Genomic DNA, 17,822 nt, shown 5'->3' with positions numbered 1-17,822 from the left:
CCACCGGCCGACGCGGTGCCGGCGGATCCGGTGGGGGCCGAGCAGACACCGTGTGCGATCGCCGCCGACGAACTGCCTCAGGTCGGTGACCCAATCACCGCCGGGCCAGGTGCCGGCTGATCACCAGCCGCTGAATCTGGTTGGTGCCCTCGAAGATCTGCATGATCTTGGCCTCCCGCATGTAGCGCTCGACGCGGTAGTCGCGGGTGTAGCCCGCCCCGCCGAACACCTGGACCGCGTCGGTCGTCACCTTCATCGCCGCGTCGGTGGCGACCAGTTTGGCCACCGACGCCTGGCGCGAGTATGGCAGGCCGGCATCGCGCCGACGGGCGGCGTCGAGATAGGTGGCCCGTGCCGAGTCGACGGCTGCCGCCATGTCGGCGAGAACAAAGGCCAGTCCCTGGTGGTCGATGATGCTGCGACCGAACGTGGTTCGCTCCTGGCTGTAGTTCACCGCATCGTCGAGTGCCGCCTGGGCCAGGCCGGTGGCCACCGCGGCGATGCCGAGGCGCCCGGAGTCCAGTGCGCTGAAAGCGATCTGCAGACCTTGGCCTTCGGCGCCGATGCGGCGATCGGCGTCGACGAACGCGTCGTCGTAGTGCGCGGCGGTGGTGGGAACCGCGTGCAGGCCCATCTTCTCCTCGGGCTTGCCGAATGCCAGGCCGGGGGTGTCCTTCGCGACCAGAAAACAGGAGATGCCCTGCGAGCCTTCGCCGGTGCGCGCGAACAGATTGTAGAAGTCTGCGATGCCGCCGTGGGTGATCCAGGCCTTGGCGCCGTTGATCGTGTAGCCGTCGTCGACCGCGGTGGCCTTGCACGTCAGGGCCGCGGCATCGGAACCGGCCTGTGGTTCGGAGAGGCTGTAGGCGCCGACCGTGGACCCGCCGAGCATCTCGGGCAGCCAGCGTTGTTGCTGCTCGGGAGTGCCGAAGGCGAACAGCGGATGACACGACAGGCTGTGGACGCTGACCGCTACGGCCACCGCCGCCCAGCGGGCAGCGATCTCTTCGAGTACCTGCAGGTACACCTCGTAGGGCTGACTGCCGCCGCCCCACTGTTCGGGGTAGGGCAGGCTCAACAGCCCCGCGTCGCCGAGCGTCGCGAAGACCCCCGACGGGTAGGTTTCGTCCCTCTCGTGTTGATCGACGATCGGGTCGAGGGCCTTGTCGGAGATCTGACGGGCGAGCTCGATCAGCTCGTGTGCCTCGTCGGTGGGGAGTAGACGGTCGACAGCCATACCGGGAACAGTACTACAGGACCATCTGCAGTACTATTGCCGCCATGACCAGGCCCACGTTCGCCACCAGGCGGCGTACCGAGTTGTTCGACTCGCTCACCGACCTGCTGCTGTCCGAGGGCTTCGCTCACCTCACCCTCGAGGACATGGCTGCGAGACTGCGGTGTTCGAAGTCGACGCTCTACACGCTGGCCGGCAGCAAGGAGCAGTTGGTGCAGGCGGCCACCGTGCACTTCTTCCGTGCCGCAACGGAATTCGTGGAGTCGCGGGTCGCGAGCGCCCTGGGCGCGCGTGGCCGGATCGCAGCCTATCTGTCCGCGGTCGGGACCGCGCTGGATCCCGCGTCGGACCAGTTCATGGTCGACCTCGATGCCTTCGCCCCCGCACGCGCGGTGTACGAGCGCAACACCCGTATCGCCGCGCACAGGGTGCAGGAGTTGATCGCCGAGGGCGTAGCGGCAGGGGATTTCCGCGACGTGCACGCCGCATTCGCCGCCGACCTGGTGGCCACCGTCATGGTGCGGATCCAACAGCGCGTGGTGCGGGAGAACACCGGACTCGACGACGCGGACGCCTACCGCGAGCTCGCCGCCATCCTGACCGGCGGGATCGAGGCGTGACCGGCTACCGGGACCTGCGCATCGATCCCAGCACCAGGCGGTCGGCCGCCAACTCGTAGGCCTGCCCCGGAGTCAGCGACTCCACCGACCGCAGCATCTTCCGGATCTCGGTGTGGACGCGCGGTTGTGCTCGCACCAGCGACTGCACCCGCCGCCCGACCGCCTCGTCCAGTGCCGCGACGTCGTCGGTGACCTCGTTGAGCAGCCCGAGGCGAACCGCCTCGTCGCCCGACACCGGCTCACCGGTCGCGGTAAGCCAGAACGCTTCCCGGCGTCCCACCATCGCGGGTAGCCAGGCCAGAACCAGTGCGGGTGCCAGGTCGATCCGGACCTCCGGAAAGTTCAGCCGGGCAGTGCGCGTAGCCACCGCCACGTCACACAGCGCCGCGAGGCCGACCCCGAAACCGGCTGCGTCACCGTGCACACGTGCCACCGTCACCAGCTTGGTCGCGGCGAGAGCCTCATTGAGCGCGATCAGGCGCTGCACCTCGACCGGGAGATCGTCCGGGGTGGCGGCGGTGCGCTCGCGGCCGAGGCAGAAGTGCTCGCCGGCAGCGCTCAACACCAGCACGTGCACTTCTGCAGGTGGGTCGGCCAACACCGCTGCGAGCGCGTCGCACATGGCCATGGTCATCAGGTTGCCGTCGGGTGCGTCGAGCACCGCGGTCAACACGGCCCCGTCGTGTTCGAAGGACAGTCCGTCGGTGACGGGCAGATCCGCCAGTGAAATCGTCATCAGTTCAACCGCTCCAATGCCACGTCGCCATACCAGTCCACGTCGGTGTCGGCGGTGCGGATCGTCACCGCCCGCACATGGGTGAAATCGTCGAAGGACTCCCAGCCACCTTCTCGGCCGTGTCCGCTTTCCCGCACACCTCCCCACGGAGAGCACGGATCCAGGCGGTGGTGGTCGTTGACCCACACGATGCCCTGCTCGAGTTTGGCGGCCACTCGGTGCGCTCTGGCCACGTCGCGCGTCCAGATCGAGGAGCCGAGCCCGTACGGTGAGTCGTTCGCGATGCCCACCGCATCCGATTCGTCGCTGAAGGGGATCACCACCAGTACCGGTCCGAAGATCTCCTCACGGGCCACCCGCATCTGGTTGTTGACGCCGGAGAGAACCGTCGGGGCGACAAAGTAACCGTCGAGGCCTGCGATCTCGGGCGCATACCCTCCGGTGGCCACAGTGGCCCCCTCGGAGCGACCGATCTCGACATAGTCGAGGATGCGCGTGCGTGCCCGCTCCGAGATCACCGGCCCGAGTTGAGTTCCGGGCTGGCTCGGGTCACCGATGCGGATGCTCTCGGCCTGCGCGACGAGCGCGGCGACGAACTCGTCGTAGATCGTCTCCTGGACCAGGATGCGGGTGCCGGCGATGCACGTCTGGCCGGCTCCGATGAAGCCACCGAACGCCGCACCCCGCGCAGCCACCTCGACGGGGACGTCGTCGAACACCAGAACCGGTGTCTTGCCGCCCAATTCGACGGTCGACTTGGCGAAGCGCCGGGCGGTCGCCATCGAAATCGATCTGCCCACCTCGGTGCCCCCGGTGAAGACCACCTTGTCGACCAGGGGGTGCTCGGCCAGCCTCGCGCCGGTGACCGGGCCCAGGCCCGGCACCACGTTGAGCACACCGGGTGGGATGCCGGCTTCCAGAGCCAGCGCACCGACGAGCAGGGCGGTCAGCGGGGTCTGCTCCGACGGCTTGAGAACCACGCTGTTGCCGGTGGCCAGAGCCGGTGCCACGCTCTTGGACGCGATCATCAGGGGATGGTTGAACGACGACAGCGTGGCGACGACGCCCAGCGGGAATCGTGATGTGTACGAATGATATTCGCCGGACATCGGCACCACGGCATTGCGCGAGGCGAGTAGCAGGGCGGCGTTGTACCGGTACCACTCCGGCAACCGGGTGATCTGAGCTTTGGTCTCGGTGATCGGGCGCCCGTTGTTGACCGTCTCCAGCCGGTACAGCTCGTTCATGTCGCGCTCGAGCAGGTCGCCGAACCGGTGCAGGATCCGCGACCGTTCCTGAATCGACAACTGGGACCAGACGCCGGCGTCGAAGGCCGACCGCGCCGAAGACACCGCGTCATCGGTGTCCTCGAGGCTGGCACTGTGGCAGCGTGCAAACACCTTGGCGGTGGCGGGATTGATCAGTTCGAGCAGATCGCCACCGCCGGAACGGTGCTCGCCGTTGATCAGCAGTGCGTGTGCCGATTCACCGTTGGTGCCCAGCACCGTTGGTGCGGCCGAGGATGTGGACTGTTCAGGCATGGAATGGCCTCTTTGTTGTGGTGGGTCAGGCGTTGACAGGGGCGGGAGGCGTTTTCGCGGCGGCCTCGAGGTCCTCGAATCGACGCAATATCGATGACTCCAGGACGGCGACCTTCTCGTTCGATGCTTTGCGCGGGCGCGGCAGATCGACCGGGATGTCCTCGTGGATGGTCCCGCCCGGAGCGAGCATCAGGATGCGGTCGGACAGTTCGGCTGCCTCACTGACGTCGTGCGTGACGAACACGACCGTCTTGCGTGTCGCCGCCCAGAGTTCCTGCAGGTGTTCCCGCAGTCCCCGGGCGGTGATGGCGTCGAGGTGGCTGAACGGCTCGTCCATCAGCAGCACGTCGGGTTCGACCGAAAGCGCCCGAGCGATGCCGACCCGCTGCTGCTGGCCGCCGGAGAGCTGACCCGGCCACTTCTTCTCGGCATGGCCCAGCCCGACACGCTGAAGTGCTTCGTGCACCCGCTCTTTCGCCGCATCGTCATGGGTGCGCTGGACGTACATCAGGTTGTCGAAGATCGAGCGCCAGGGGAGCAGGCGGGGCTCCTGGAAGACGTAGGCCAGCTTGCCCGGCCGGTCGGCCGACCCGATGGACACCGAACCTGCGGTCGCGGTCTCGATCCCCGCGATGATGTTGAGCAGCGTGGTCTTCCCGCAACCCGACGGGCCGACAAGAGACACGAACGAGCGGTCGGCGATCTCGAAGTCGATACCGTCGATGACGGTCTGGGGTCCGGTTGGTGTGGTGAACACCTTGACCAGATTTTTCACGTGGACAGTGGCCATGACGGGATTCCTTCTGTTCGGATGTCAGGCGGCCGGAGCCGCGGCGGGGGTGGCACTCGTGGATTCGCCGTCACGCCAACGGAATGCGCGGCGCGACAGGCGCTCCAGAACTACCCGGTCGGTCAGGACCATGAAGAGGATGAAGAACGCGATCCAGGCGACGAACCCTGGCATCTGGTTGGCGTCGTACCAGTACCGGGCCTGATGGCCGACACCGTCGGCCGATCCGAACCACTCCGACAGCAGCAGTCCGTTCCAGCCGGACATGACGCCGAATCGGATCCCGGCGACGGTGTACCCGGTGACCGAGGGAAGGATCACGTGGCGCAACCGCCGGGCCGACGTCACGCCGTAGGAGTCCGACATGTCCAGCAGCGCAGGCGGTATGGAGCGTGCCCCTGCTGCCACGTTGACGACTACGAACGGTACTGCCGAGAGCACCACGGTGACGATCGGTGCGGTGTCGGAGAATCCGAACCACATGGCGCACAGCAGCGCCCAGATCACCGCCGGGATCGCCAGACCGACCAGGTTGACATCGCCGAACATATCGTCGAACAGGCGTGACGACCCGATGGCGAGGCCGATGGCGATTCCGACGGCGATGGAGATGGCCATGCCGATCCCGAAGCGCTGCATGCTGATGGCGAAGTTGAAGAAGAACTCCCCGCGCTCGACCTCTCTGATCGCGGCCTGGATGACGGGCGCCGGTCCGGGGATGCGTTCGCTGAACATGCCGGCCGCCTGCCACAGCAGCAGGAACACGACTGCGGCGGCCGCGCTGGCGCCGAACGGCCCGGTGAGCCAGGACGGTTTCGTTGTGGGTGCGGTTGTGGGTGCGGTCATGTCAGCGACCTCCTCTCCAGGCGAAGAACCGGCGTTCGAGTCCGGCAAGGAAAACCCGCTCGATCAGCAGGATGAACAGGACGAAGAATCCGGTCCACGCCAGCACGCCGGCGACCGAGAACTCCTGGTAGGACTGGCGAATCATGAAGCCGATGCCACTGCGCCCGCCGAACACCTCGGTGAGAGCCTCCACCTTCCAGGCCATCGCGAAGCCGTACCGCAACGCTGCGAACAGGAACGGCATGATCGACGGCAGGAACACCGACCGGAGGATGGCGCTGCGGTTCAGGCCGTACACCGCGCTCATGTCGATCAGATTCCGGTCGACCTCCTCGACGCCCTGCGCCACGTTGAGCGCCACGTAGGGGAGTGCGACGAAGGCCACCACGACGATCGGACCGATGGCGCCGATCCCGAACAGGATCAGGGCGAACACCGCGAACGCCAGACCGGGCACGTTGCCCAGGACGAGCAGCGGCTGCTGGAAGAAGTAGTTCCAGTACCGCATCCGTCCCATGAGCAGTCCCAGCGGGACGCCCACCACGGTGCCGATCGCGAAGCCCACGGCGATCTTGACGATGCTGGAACCGAACTGGACGAACGCGGTGCCGTCGGCGGCGAGGTGCCACATCTCGGCACCGACCGTCCAGGGCGCCGGCAGCACGTAGGGGGTGAAGAAGAACAGCGAGCACGCCGACCACACGGCGAACAGGGTGAGGTATCCGGTCAGTGCGAGACCGGTACGTCGCAGGTTTTTGCCTATCGTGCTGGGGGGTGCACCCTCGGGGGCCGGGGGTGCACCCCCTTCAGCACGCTCGGTGGTGGTCACCGTCATGACCCGTTGCCGCCCTCGGAGATCCGGAAGTTGGGCAGGGCCTGGGATTCATCCATGAAACCGGTCTCCTTCAGCAGCGGGAAGACCTGGGATTCACCGTCGGCCCACTGCTGGTCGAATCGCACGTCGCGGACGAACCAGTCGTTGTCGTTGACGTACTCCTGGACGAAGGCCACGTCCTCGGGTGCCTCGACCGCGAAGTGCTGCGGGTAGGTCTCGATGATCTCGGTCTTGTTCTGCTCCCACTCCTGCAGTCCGCGCTGCCAGACCTCGAGGAAGAACTCGACCTGCTCGGGATTCTCCTCGGCCCATTCGGCACCGGCGAGGAACACGTTGATCATCGGGCCTTCGTGACCCTCGACGACCAGGTCGGCATACATGTCCTTGGAGGCCTTGCCGTCGTAGAGCACCTTGAGCTCCCCGGAGCGAAGGCCCGGCGTGGCGAACTCGGGCAGGCACACACACGCTGCGACCTCACCCCTTTCGACCAGGTCCGCCTGCTGCTGCGGGTCGGCCACAATGATGTTGTAATCCCCTCCGCCGGAACGGAAGTCGACGTCATGGAGCTTCTTCGCGTAGGCCCCCCACACCAGAGTCGCCGACACCGCGGTGAAGGCCGAGATGTCCTCGCCCTGCAGGTCGGCCAAGGTGTTGGCAGGATTGTCGGCGCGCGCGATGATCACGCTGCGGTCCATGTTGTACTTGCCGATCACCACGGTGTTGCGCCCGGTCTCCTCTTCGATGACGGGCACCTCGTAGCTCGCCGACGACACGATGTCGGCGTGACCGCCGGCGAATACGCCGAACTCGTCCCAGGTGGAGGACGCCTCGATGTTGATGCCCGACTCGGCCTCCATCTCTTCGAGGATTCCCTGGTCGGTGATGTAGTCCCACACCGGATCCGGCGCGAAGGTGAATCGAATGGTGCCGCCGTCGCCGCCGGCGTTCTGTTCGGGCCTGGAGACGCAGGCGGAGAGGGCCACCGCGGTGGTCGCCGCCAGGACTGCGGCTGTGAGGCGTCGTGCGAGACCGTTCACTTGTTTGTTCCCTTCAACTGAGCGTGAGGCGACGATGCCTCTGACGCGGCTACTGGTGCTGCCTCATGCAGGCTGACGAAATCGTCTCCGCCTGTGGCAGTGGGGTTTTCGAGAAGATAGGTGAGGATGTAGTCGTGCGAGGTCGCGAGGTGTTCGCGGGTGAGGCGGGCAGCGAGTGCGGCGTCGCCACTCTCGACGGCGGCCATGATGGCGAGGTGCTCGGCATGGAGGTGCTCGGTCCGGCCGATGACCTCGAGGTGCACGTACAGGTACCGGTCGGTGAGCCGGCGAAGCTGCTCGACCAGCTCGATCATCCGTGGCCGGTTCGCCCGCATGTACACCGCGGCGTGGAAGTCCGCGTTGGCCGCCAGCCAGGCGCGGGCGTCGACGTTCTCTTCCATGATGACCAGTTGCTTGCGCATGGTGAGGATGTCGGCCCGGCCGACGTTGGGCACCGCGATCTGGGTGGCGATCGGTTCGACGGCTTCCCGGAGTTCGTAGAGTTCCTGCAGTTCGGGCACCGACATGCCGGTGACCACCGCGGTGGCATTCGACGCCGGGTGCACCAGCCCTTCGCCAGCGAGCAACTGGAGGGCGTCGCGGACGGGGATCCGGCTGACACCGAAGCGCTCGGCGAGACGCAGCTGGGACAGCCGAGAACCGGGAGCGATCTCACCGTGAAGGATCCCGCTGCGCAGTTCAGAGGCGACCCTACCCGCGGCATTTTGGTATGCCATCTTCTCTCCTTGTCTACCGAATGACTGAACTGTATACAGCAAAAGCTGTGGTGTCAATCACATGGCGGAACAGGGGAGGTGGCAGTCACATATTGCGGAGCCCGCTACCCGGACCCCGCCGGGCGTAATGTGACGCCACGATCGATGCGAGGATGCGGGAGCACGCGATGGCAATCCCTCACAGCTACAGACTTCTGCAGATCGCGCTCGTCGCTTTCGGCGCGGTGATGATGCTGCTCTATCCGCTGGCGGTTGTCTGGCCGTCAGGGTGGGCGTGGCATCCCGGTGCGCCGCACCAGTCCGATTACTTCATGATGATCGTCGGTCTGTATGCCACGCTGGGCATATTCCTCTGGAGGGCTGCCCGCCGTCCGGAGGCCAACGTCAGCCTCATCTGGTTCACCGTGTGGTCAAGTGTCGTGCACGCAGCGATCATGGCTGTCCAGTCCTTCGGCAGCGGCCACCACAGGGGACATCTGTGGGGAGACGTGCCGGCGCTGCTCCTGGTGGCGGTGGTGCTATCGGCTCTTGTTCGGTCTTCCGCCCTCAGTCTGCGAGGTTGAACGCCTTGAGGACCTTGGTGGGCGTGACCCGAACCACCAACTCGCCCGGGACGCCGTTGCGGCGCCCGAACTCCTCGGCCCGATCCTCGCCCATGTAGCGGCCGCCGATGCGGGTTGCCGTGTCCAGCACCTCGGCCGGATCCTCGCCGATGGTTGCCGTTCCCTGAACCTGCACGAACGAGAAGGGAGGTCGGTCGTCGTCGATGCACAGCACCACGCGGGGGTCGCGGAAGAGCGCCCGCCCCTTGGCGGTGGTCTTGCCGGTGTTGAACACCAACTGTTGTCCGTCGACGATGAACCAGACGGGCGCCACCAGCGGACGGCCGTCCGCTGCGACGAATCCGAGCTTGGCGGTGCGGGTGCCCTCGGAGAGGAAGCCGATCACGTCATCGGAGAGTTCGGTCACAACAGTGACTGTAATTCCTCCACGAAGGCCACGGTTTCGCGTCGGTCGCCGGTCAGCGGATGCACGAGCAGCGTCGTCACGCCGGCCTCGGCGAAGGCGGCCACCCGTTCCTTGACGAAGCCGCGCGGCCCCACCAGGGACACCTGACGCACGAGTTCGTCGGGCACTGCGTCGATGGCTTCGGCCTTCTTGCCCGCCAGGTAGAGGTCCTGGATATGGTCGGCGACCTCGCCGTAGCCGTAGCGCGTCGCCAGATTGTGGTAGAAATTGCGACCCCGGGCACCCATGCCGCCGATGTAGAGCGCCAATTGTGGCTTGGCCCAGGCCAATCGGTCATCGACGTCGTCGCCGATCGCCAGGCTGGCGCTCACCATGACATCGAGAGGGCCGAGAGCCGGATCGCGTTTGGCGGCACCCGCGCGCAGCGCGTCGCCCCAGACCTCGTCGGCCTTCTCCGGGTAGAAGAACACCGGCTGCCATCCCTCGGCGATCTCGGCGGTCAGCTCGACGTTCTTCGGGCCGAGTGCGGCAATGGTGATCGGGATCCGTTCCCGCACAGGGTGGTTGATCAGCTTGAGAGGTTTTCCCAGCCCGGTCCCGCGGTCGGCCGGCAGTGGCACCTGGTAGTGCTTGCCGTCATGGCTGAGGCGTTCGCGACGCCACACCTGACGGCAGATCTCGACGACCTCGCGGGTGCGCCCCAACGGGGCGTCGAACGGCACGCCGTGGAAGCCCTCCACCACCTGCGGGCCCGAGGTGCCCAGGCCGAGCCGGAAGCGGCCGTCGGAGATGTAGTCGAGGCCCGCGGCCGTCATCGCCATCAGTGCGGGGGTGCGGGTGTAGATCGGGACGACGCCGGTTCCCAACTCGATCCGCGACGTTCGGGCCGCCAGAAAGCCGAGTTGGCTGATCGCGTCGTAGGAGTAGGCCTCGGCGACCAGTGCGATGTCGACACCGATCTTCTCGAGTTCGACCACCTCCTCGACCGCATCGAGGAAGCCGCCGGCGTAGCTGAGGAAGATGCCTGTTCGCATCAGCAAGATATACACCCAACCAGTTGGTTGGGCTAGCTCCGGTCAGGGCTTGAGGAGCGCGACGACCTTGTTCTCCAGGTCCACCGGGTCGTCGGCGAAGGGGTCCATCACCGACGCCTTCGGGAGTTCGACCTCGGCGTCGGCGAAGTCCTTGTAGACCTTGTCACCGGTCAGCATGTGCAGGAAGTACCCGGTCATCAGAGCCCGCACGATCTTCTGCGTGCTCTTGTCAGCGCCCGGAAGCCCGACGACCGGAGCCAGTCTGCGCCCCTCGACCAGGCCTCCGGACTTGGTGTTCGACGTCGCGCGCAGCGTGGCTGTCTTCCACGCACGCGCCAGTTCGACGGTATTGGACCTCAGCGTCATCGGATCACCGGGATCGGCCAGGATCAGGCCGGGAACGCGCAGTGTTGCCGCAGGCTGCTCGGCGGACGGCTTGGTGATCGTGGGGTACGCGGCGAACACCGCCTTCGGCTTCACCGCCATCCCCGCCGCTGCGAAGACCGTCGTCGACGCACCGAACCCGTGCCCTGCGAGGCCCAGCTTGCCCGGGTGCACGCTGATGTCGCCGGTGCCCAGCCGCACGCCCGCGATGATGTCCAGCGTCGTGCCGAGGTCGTAGGCCAGAGTCAGCGCCGACGGGGCCAATCCGGTCTCGGTGTTGGGGGCGGCCGCGACGATGCCCCAGGACGCCAGATGCTCCAGCGTTCCGTGGTAGCGATCGGCCGATGTGATCCAGTCGTGAGCGAACGCGACGCCCGGCAGATTCTTACCCGCAGCGGGGGTGTAGACGACGCCTGGGAGCCCGGCAAAGGCCAGGTCACCGCGCATCACACGGTGTGGGCCACGGCGGGTCAACGCGTTGAAGAGCTTCTTCGTGCTGGCCACCCGATGACCGTAGCCCACCCGGAGCAGACGCGTTCCTGCACTACCCTGTATGGCTATGTGCGGAATCGTCGGCTACGTCGGGCAGCGTCCTGCCTGCGGGATCGTCGTCGACGCGCTGCGCCGGATGGAGTACCGAGGCTATGACTCGGCGGGCGTGGTGCTGCTCGACGGCCAGGGCGGGCTGACCGTTCGCCGTAAGGCAGGTCGGTTGGCCAACCTCGAAGCCGCTCTAGGCGAGACCGGAGCGGACCATCTCGTCGGGGCGACAGGTCTCGGGCACACCCGGTGGGCGACACACGGCAGGCCCACCGACCGCAACGCCCACCCGCATCAGGACGCCACCGGCAAGGTCGCGGTCGTCCACAACGGCATCATCGAGAACCACTCCGCGCTGCGCGCCGAACTCGAGGTCGCCGGGGTCGAGTTCGCCAGCGACACCGACACCGAGGTAGCCGTCCACCTGGTGGCGCGTGAGTATGCGGACGGCGACAACGCAGGTGACTTCGCGGCTTCGGTGCTGGCGGTTCTGCGTCGGCTCGAGGGTCACTTCACGCTGGTCTTCGCGCACGCCGACCAACCGGACATGATCGTCGCCGCGCGCCGCTCCACTCCACTGGTGCTCGGCATCGGTGACGGTGAGATGTTCGTCGGCTCCGACGTCTCCGCATTCATCGAGCACACCCGCGAGGCGGTGGAACTCGGTCAGGACCAGGCGGTGGTGGTCACCGCGGACGGTTATCGCATCACCGACTTCGCGGGCAACCTCGCAGATTCCTCGACGGACTACCGCGTGTTCCACATCGACTGGGACACCTCGGCCGCCGAAAAGGGTGGCTACGAGTACTTCATGCTCAAGGAGATCGCCGAGCAGCCGGCCGCCGTCTCCGACACCCTGCTGGGTCACTTCATCGACAACCGCATCGTGCTCGACGAGCAGCGTCTCGCCGACCAGGAACTGCGCGAAATCGACAAGGTCTTCATCGTCGCGTGCGGGACCGCGTTCCACTCCGGGCTGCTCGCCAAGTATGCGATCGAGCACTGGACCCGGCTGCCCGTCGAGGTCGAACTGGCCAGCGAATTCCGTTACCGCGACCCGGTTCTCGACAGCCACACCCTGGTGGTGGCGATCTCGCAGTCCGGTGAGACCGCCGACACGCTGGAGGCGGTGCGGCACGCCAAGGAGCAGAAGGCCAAGGTGCTGGCCATCTGCAACACCAACGGCAGCCAGATCCCCCGGGAATGTGACGCGGTGCTCTACACCCGCGCCGGACCCGAGATCGGGGTCGCGTCGACGAAGACGTTCCTGGCCCAGATCGCCGCGAGTTACCTTGTCGGACTGGCACTTGCGCAGGCCCGCGGCACCAAGTACCCCGACGAGGTGGCCCGCGAGTATCACGACCTCGAGGCGATGCCCGACCTGATCGCGCGTGTGCTGGCCACCGCGGCCGACCCCGTCGCGCAACTGGCCACCCGCTTCGCGTCGTCGCAGACGGTGCTGTTCCTGGGCCGCCACGTGGGATATCCGGTGGCGCTCGAAGGCGCGCTCAAGCTCAAGGAATTGGCGTACATGCACGCCGAGGGCTTCGCCGCGGGTGAGCTCAAGCACGGCCCGATCGCCCTCATCGAGGACGACCTGCCCGTCATCATCGTGATGCCGTCGCCGAAGAACGCGGCCACGCTGCACTCGAAGTTGCTGTCGAACATCCGGGAGATCCAGGCCCGGGGCGCGGTGACCATCGTGATCGCCGAGGAAGGTGATGACACGGTGCGGCCCTACGCCGACCATCTCATCGAGATGCCGGCGGTGCCAACACTTCTGCAACCCTTGCTGTCCTCGATTCCGCTTCAGGTGTTCGCCGCGGGCGTGGCCCAGGCGCGCGGGTACGACGTCGACAAGCCGCGGAACCTGGCGAAGTCGGTCACCGTCGAGTAGCCCCGCGTGAGCACGGTCGGGCACTTCCGCAGCGACGCCGGTCACGACCACTTTGTCACCACCTACCGCGCGGCGATGGCCAGGCTTCCGCCGTATGACGAGTCGTTCGACGTGCCAACACTTTTCGGCCGGGTCCGGGTCTACCGTTTCGCAGGAGGTCCTGGACGTCCGGTCGTGCTGCTGCCGGGTCGCAACGCCTCGACGCCGATGTGGGGGGCGAATCTGCCCGGTCTGCTGGCCCACCGGCCGGTGTACTCCGTAGACCTCCTGGGCGAGCCCGGGATGTCGGTGCAACAGCGACCGATCTCCGGATCCGAAGATCAGGCGTCGTGGTTCGACGAGCTGCTGACCGGCATGGGTCTGACATGCCCACATCTGATGGGGGTGTCCTTCGGGGCGTGGTCTGCCACCAATCATGCCGTCCACGGGCACGGCGGTGTGGCATCGTTGACGCTGCTGGATCCGGCGATGACGTTTGCGCCCATTCCCATTCGAACGATGCTCGCCGTGATCCCGATGGGTCTGTCCGGCGCGCCCGAATTCCTCCGGAAGCAGGTACTGAAGTGGATCTCGGGAGGTGTCGATCTCGACGACTCCGTTGCGGTGGCAGCGTTGATCGCAGCAGGCGCGCGCGATTTTGTGCTGCGGCAACCTCTTCCGACACGATTCACCGCTGACCAGCTGAAAGCCCTGGACGTCCCGGTGCTCGCGTTGATCGCGGGGCGCAGCGTGATCCACGATGGTCGTCGCGCCGCGGAGTCGGCGGCAAAGTTGTTGCCGCGTGCGGAGGTTGAACTCTGGCCCCATGCGTCACACGCGATCAGCGGCGAGTATGCCGACGAGATCGGTGAACGGGCACATCGTTTCTGGAAAAGAATTGACAGTGAAACTGCTGGCCGAACTGCATTTTCGTGACAGCTCTCCCAAAACTGGGAAAAACTTCGTCGAATCGGTTAACGCCGGGCGGCTTTGCGCCGATATACCTGTCAATGATCCGTTGTGCAGCGATGGTCGCCGCCTTGATGGCCGCGTGAGCTGCAGCAGACACCCAAGTTCGTTGGTCCGGGGGCGATGATGAATGTGAGCGAGCACAATCGAAGTGGCAGGTTCAGCATCAGCCCGCGGCGTGACGGCGAGACGGTGGTACTGCACGTGAAAGGCGACCTGGACGTCCTCACCGCACCCACTCTCGGGACGCACCTCGACGTTGCGCTGGCGAACTGCCCGTCGATTCTGATCGTCGACATCACCGACGTGGGGTTCCTGTCCTCCGCCGGCATCAGCGTGCTCGTGGAGACCCACCGGCTCACGGCGCGCGCCGATATGTCGCTGCGCGTGGTGGCGGACGGGCCCGCGACCAGCCGACCCATTCGGATGATGCGTATCGACGAGGTCATCGATCTGTATCCGACGTTGACGGCGGCGATCCGCGGGCGAAATCCCTAGGCCGGTACAAAGACTGGGGGATCCGCGGTATCCGTCGCCGCCACCCGCATGCCGATGGCGACCGAGTCGGGTTGACAGTCAACGATATTCGCTACGATACGTAGGTCGTGCTGTTCGTCGAGCTGGATGACCGCGATGATGTACGGGACGGGAATCGTCGGGTCGAACGCATGGTGGTTCACGGTGTAGGTGAATACGCTGCCGCGGCCGCTGACGGGCGAAGGTGTCAACTCACCGCCGCACTCCGGGCAGTCGTGGGCGGGCGGCGACACCCACAGCGAACATCGGACGCACCTCGGCACGCGCATGACGGCTAACGTACCTCGGGTGACGCACTTCGAGAAGAACGCGATCATCAGTGGCATCGGCATCTCGAGGATCGGGCGGCGCACCGGCATCCCCGGGTTGGAGCTGACTCTGGAGGCCGGCCGCGAAGCGATCGCGGACGCGGGGCTGGCCCCGTCGGACATCGACGGAGTCGCCACGCTGGGAGACGTCACGGCGGGGGAGTTGCTGCCGGCGCTGGGAATCGATGCGATCGACCGTGGGTCGGACTTCCTCACCGGCGGGGTGATCAACCCGGTGATCGCGGCGACGCGTGCCGTCGGGGAAGGCGGTGCCCGGCACGTACTGGTGTATCGCACCGTGCAGATGCTCGGCGGTGCACTCACCGGCAACCCGACCGCCCCCTCTCAACCGAACGTGCTGACGTCGCCGCCGGTCGAGCCGAGAACTCCCGGGACCCGGCGCCAGATCGGTGCGATCGACGACATCGGCGAACTGCTGGGTGCGCACGCCTACTCGGCGGCCAACTGGACCGCGATGCACTGCCGACGTCACATGGAGCTCTACGGAACCACGAAGGAGCAGTTGGGCTGGCTGGCGATCAACAGCCGCCGCAACGCGGCCCTGAATCCCAGGGCGGTCTACCGCGACCCGATGACGATGGAGGACTACCTGTCGGCGCGGCCGGTGTCGACCCCGCTGGGGTTGTTCGACTGTGACGCCCCGATCGACGGGTCGGTGGCGCTGGTGATCTCACGCGCCGAGCACGCGGCGGATTGCCCGCAGCCACCGGTAGCGGTCGAGGCGATCGGCGGCGCCTACGGTTCCGGGGGCTGGGTGCACCGCGCCGACTATCCGAAGATGGCCTCTGTCGAGGCGGCAGCACAGATGTGGTCGCGGACCGATCTGACACCCGCCGACGTGCAGCTCGCCGAACTCTACGACGGCTTCACGTTTCTGACGTTCGCGTGGCTGGAGGCGCTCGGGCTCTGCGGCGACGGTGAGGCCGGGCCGTTCGTCGAAGGAGGCCAGCGCATCGCGCTCGACGGCGAACTGCCGCTGAACACCTATGGCGGCCAGCTGTCGGCGGGGCGCCTACACGGTTACTGGCTCCTGCACGAGGCCTGCCTGCAGCTGCGAGGTCAGGCCGGCGACCGCCAGGTGATGCAACGGCCGCAGGTGGCGCTGGCGGCCGCGGGCGGCGGGCCCATCGCCGGCTGCATGGTGCTGACCTGCAGGTGACGTCAGCCCTTGGCGGACTGCTGATAGAGAACGAGCTTCCAGCCGTGGCCGGCGCGGTGGTACACCGAGGACATCGCGCCGACAAACGGCTCGTCCTGCCCGTCCCGCCACCCTGTGCCGGTGTAAACCAACGCGGCGGTGTCAGGCGTGACTTCGATCAACCGGACGTCGCTGATCTCGTAGCGCGCCCAGGGCGGTGACTCACCGAGTGCGGCGGCGACCGTGGCACGATCCATCACGATGCCGTTGGCCAACACCATCACCGCGTCGTCGGCCATCATCCCGCCGTAGAACTGGTCGCCGGTGCCGTCGCACAGCGACTTCCAGCCTGCGTGTTCGAGTTCGAGGAGCTCTTCGGTGAGTTCACGATTCGCCATGATTGTCAGGTACCCACGTAACCTGTGAGCCATGCGGTACTACTACACCGCCGATGAGATCCGCGAGGCCGAAGCACCGCTGTTGGCCTCCCTTCCCGACGGCGTGCTGATGCGCCGGGCGGCCTTCGGGCTCGCCACCGCGATCGCCCGCGAACTCGGCACCGTCAGCGGCCGCACCGTCTGCGCGGTCGTCGGCTCAGGCGACAACGGTGGTGACGCACTGTGGGCCGCGACGTACCTGCGCCGCCGCGGCGCCGGGGCGACAGCGATCCTGCTCAACCCGGAAAAGGCCCACCACAAAGCCCTCGCGGCGTTCACCCGGGCGGGTGGCTGGATCGTCCAGAAGCTGCCTCCGTCAACCGATCTGGTGATCGACGGCGTTGTCGGCATCTCCGGCTCCGGACCACTGCGGCCGAACGCGGCGGCGGTGTTCGACGCCGTAGAGGTAGCCGGTGTCCCGGTCGTCGCCGTCGACCTGCCCAGCGGAATCGACGTCCACACCGGCGCGGCCGACGGCCCGCACGTCACACCTGCGGTGACGGTCACGTTCGGCGGGCTCAAGCCGGTCCACGCATTGCGGGACTGCGGGCGTGTCGAACTCATCGACATCGGGCTGGATCTGCCGGCGAGTGTCATGGTGGGCTTCGAGGCCGACGACGTGGCCGCCCGCTGGCCGGTCCCCGGACCCCACGACGACAAGTACACCCAGGGCGTCACCGGTGTGATGGCCGGCTCGGCAACCTACCCCGGCGCGGCGATCCTGTGCACCGGCGCTGCGGTGGCCGCCACGTCCGGCATGGTCCGGTACGCGGGAACCGCTGCGGCAGAGGTGGTTTCGCACTGGCCGGAGGTGATCGCGACACCCGGTCACGCGTCGGCGGGCCGGGTGCAGGCCTGGGTCGTCGGTCCTGGGCTGGGCACTGATGAGACGGCCGCGGCAGCGCTGTGTTTCGCGTTGGAATCCGACGTGCCGGTCATCGTCGACGCCGACGGGCTGACGATCCTGGCCGCCCACCCGGAACTCGTCGGGGGCCGCAGCGCCCCGACGGTTCTGACCCCGCATGCCGGCGAGTACGCGCGACTGGCCGGATCACCGCCGGGTGCGGACCGTGTCGGCGCCACCCGGCGGCTCGCCGATCAACTGGGCGTCACCGTCCTGCTCAAGGGCAACGTCACCGTCGTCGCCGAACCGCAGGGCACCGCGTATCTGAACGTCGCCGGTCAATCCTGGGCGGCCACCGCCGGATCCGGTGATGTGCTGTCCGGGAT

General features: G+C 66.8%; 20 protein-coding genes. 7 read left to right on the top strand and 13 right to left on the bottom strand.

What is annotated here, in order from left to right; all coding sequences use genetic code 11:
- Positions 1-94: 94 nt before the first annotated feature.
- Positions 95-1,237 (bottom strand): acyl-CoA dehydrogenase family protein, encoded by a 1,143-nt coding sequence (locus tag WA965_RS13725; protein WP_526302493.1) that lies wholly within the window; start codon positions 1,235-1,237, stop codon positions 95-97.
- Positions 1,238-1,281: 44 nt separating this feature from the next.
- Between WA965_RS13725 and WA965_RS13720 the strand changes: the two genes are divergently transcribed.
- On the top strand, positions 1,282-1,857 hold the full coding sequence (locus WA965_RS13720; RefSeq protein ID WP_526302495.1) for a TetR/AcrR family transcriptional regulator: 576 nt from the start codon (positions 1,282-1,284) through the stop codon (positions 1,855-1,857).
- Positions 1,858-1,861: 4 nt separating this feature from the next.
- Here WA965_RS13720 and WA965_RS13715 read toward each other — a convergent pair whose 3' ends face one another.
- From WA965_RS13715 to WA965_RS13685, 7 genes are read right to left on the bottom strand one after another with little or no spacing between them, the layout of a single operon-like run.
- Entirely contained in the window at positions 1,862-2,593 is a 732-nt protein-coding gene (locus tag WA965_RS13715; protein WP_526302497.1) for an enoyl-CoA hydratase/isomerase family protein, read from the bottom strand.
- A complete protein-coding gene (locus tag WA965_RS13710) occupies positions 2,593-4,134 on the bottom strand; it encodes an aldehyde dehydrogenase (protein ID WP_526302499.1) in 1,542 nt (513 codons plus the stop codon). Before WA965_RS13710 ends, WA965_RS13715 begins: the two co-directional genes overlap by 1 nt.
- A gap of 25 nt (positions 4,135-4,159) precedes the next feature.
- Positions 4,160-4,924 (bottom strand): ABC transporter ATP-binding protein, encoded by a 765-nt coding sequence (locus WA965_RS13705; RefSeq protein ID WP_526302501.1) that lies wholly within the window; start codon positions 4,922-4,924, stop codon positions 4,160-4,162.
- A 24-nt stretch (positions 4,925-4,948) separates the two neighbouring features.
- Entirely contained in the window at positions 4,949-5,770 is an 822-nt protein-coding gene (locus WA965_RS13700) for an ABC transporter permease (RefSeq protein ID WP_526302503.1), read from the bottom strand.
- 1 nt (position 5,771) lies between these two features.
- Positions 5,772-6,605 (bottom strand): ABC transporter permease, encoded by an 834-nt coding sequence (locus tag WA965_RS13695; protein ID WP_526302505.1) that lies wholly within the window; start codon positions 6,603-6,605, stop codon positions 5,772-5,774.
- The gene (locus tag WA965_RS13690) at positions 6,602-7,642 is read right to left on the bottom strand and encodes an ABC transporter substrate-binding protein (protein WP_526302507.1); all 1,041 of its coding nucleotides are present in this window, start codon (positions 7,640-7,642) and stop codon (positions 6,602-6,604) included. The genes WA965_RS13695 and WA965_RS13690 overlap by 4 nt, the downstream gene beginning before the upstream one ends.
- The gene (locus WA965_RS13685; protein ID WP_526302509.1) at positions 7,639-8,379 is read right to left on the bottom strand and encodes a GntR family transcriptional regulator; all 741 of its coding nucleotides are present in this window, start codon (positions 8,377-8,379) and stop codon (positions 7,639-7,641) included. Before WA965_RS13685 ends, WA965_RS13690 begins: the two co-directional genes overlap by 4 nt.
- 167 nt (positions 8,380-8,546) lie before the next feature.
- Between WA965_RS13685 and WA965_RS13680 the strand changes: the two genes are divergently transcribed.
- Positions 8,547-8,942: a DUF6632 domain-containing protein gene (locus tag WA965_RS13680; protein ID WP_526302511.1), complete on the top strand. Its 396-nt coding sequence runs from the start codon at positions 8,547-8,549 to the stop codon at positions 8,940-8,942.
- Here WA965_RS13680 and WA965_RS13675 read toward each other — a convergent pair.
- The 3 genes from WA965_RS13675 to WA965_RS13665 are packed head-to-tail and all read right to left on the bottom strand — an operon-like array spanning position 8,926 to position 11,270.
- Complete coding sequence (locus tag WA965_RS13675) at positions 8,926-9,348, bottom strand: PPOX class F420-dependent oxidoreductase (RefSeq protein ID WP_526302513.1); 423 nt, start codon at positions 9,346-9,348, stop codon at positions 8,926-8,928. The two genes, WA965_RS13680 and WA965_RS13675, sit on opposite strands and share 17 nt — an antisense overlap.
- The gene (locus WA965_RS13670) at positions 9,345-10,382 is read right to left on the bottom strand and encodes an LLM class F420-dependent oxidoreductase (protein ID WP_526302515.1); all 1,038 of its coding nucleotides are present in this window, start codon (positions 10,380-10,382) and stop codon (positions 9,345-9,347) included. Before WA965_RS13670 ends, WA965_RS13675 begins: the two co-directional genes overlap by 4 nt.
- 42 nt (positions 10,383-10,424) lie before the next feature.
- Entirely contained in the window at positions 10,425-11,270 is an 846-nt protein-coding gene (locus WA965_RS13665) for a dienelactone hydrolase family protein (RefSeq protein ID WP_526302517.1), read from the bottom strand.
- Between the two features lie 55 nt (positions 11,271-11,325).
- Between WA965_RS13665 and glmS the strand changes: the two genes are divergently transcribed.
- From glmS to WA965_RS13650, 3 genes are all read left to right on the top strand, one after another.
- Complete coding sequence (gene glmS, locus WA965_RS13660) at positions 11,326-13,203, top strand: glutamine--fructose-6-phosphate transaminase (isomerizing) (protein WP_526302519.1); 1,878 nt, start codon at positions 11,326-11,328, stop codon at positions 13,201-13,203.
- 6 nt (positions 13,204-13,209) lie between these two features.
- On the top strand, positions 13,210-14,118 hold the full coding sequence (locus WA965_RS13655; RefSeq protein WP_526302521.1) for an alpha/beta fold hydrolase: 909 nt from the start codon (positions 13,210-13,212) through the stop codon (positions 14,116-14,118).
- Positions 14,119-14,277: 159 nt separating this feature from the next.
- Complete coding sequence (locus tag WA965_RS13650; protein ID WP_526302533.1) at positions 14,278-14,649, top strand: STAS domain-containing protein; 372 nt, start codon at positions 14,278-14,280, stop codon at positions 14,647-14,649.
- Here the strand turns inward: WA965_RS13650 and WA965_RS13645 are convergent.
- The gene (locus tag WA965_RS13645; protein WP_526302523.1) at positions 14,646-14,921 is read right to left on the bottom strand and encodes a Zn-ribbon domain-containing OB-fold protein; all 276 of its coding nucleotides are present in this window, start codon (positions 14,919-14,921) and stop codon (positions 14,646-14,648) included. The two genes, WA965_RS13650 and WA965_RS13645, sit on opposite strands and share 4 nt — an antisense overlap.
- Positions 14,922-14,976: 55 nt before the next feature.
- Between WA965_RS13645 and WA965_RS13640 the strand changes: the two genes are divergently transcribed.
- Complete coding sequence (locus tag WA965_RS13640; RefSeq protein ID WP_526302525.1) at positions 14,977-16,176, top strand: thiolase family protein; 1,200 nt, start codon at positions 14,977-14,979, stop codon at positions 16,174-16,176.
- A 2-nt stretch (positions 16,177-16,178) separates the two neighbouring features.
- On the opposite strand, the gene WA965_RS13635 is transcribed toward WA965_RS13640, so the two are convergent.
- Positions 16,179-16,553, bottom strand: a complete 375-nt coding sequence (locus WA965_RS13635; protein WP_526302527.1) for a DUF4440 domain-containing protein — start codon at positions 16,551-16,553, stop codon at positions 16,179-16,181.
- A 31-nt stretch (positions 16,554-16,584) separates the two neighbouring features.
- On the opposite strand from WA965_RS13635, the gene WA965_RS13630 reads away from it, so the two are divergent.
- A partial coding sequence (locus tag WA965_RS13630; protein WP_526447635.1) for a bifunctional ADP-dependent NAD(P)H-hydrate dehydratase/NAD(P)H-hydrate epimerase occupies positions 16,585-17,822 on the top strand: 1,238 nt, incomplete at its 3' end.

The sequence above is a fragment of the Mycobacterium sp. genome (assembly GCF_049683935.1).
In the GTDB taxonomy this organism is placed as follows: domain Bacteria; phylum Actinomycetota; class Actinomycetes; order Mycobacteriales; family Mycobacteriaceae; genus Mycobacterium.
Note: the sequence above shows the minus strand (reverse complement) of the source record. Positions and strands in the feature narration are given on the sequence as shown.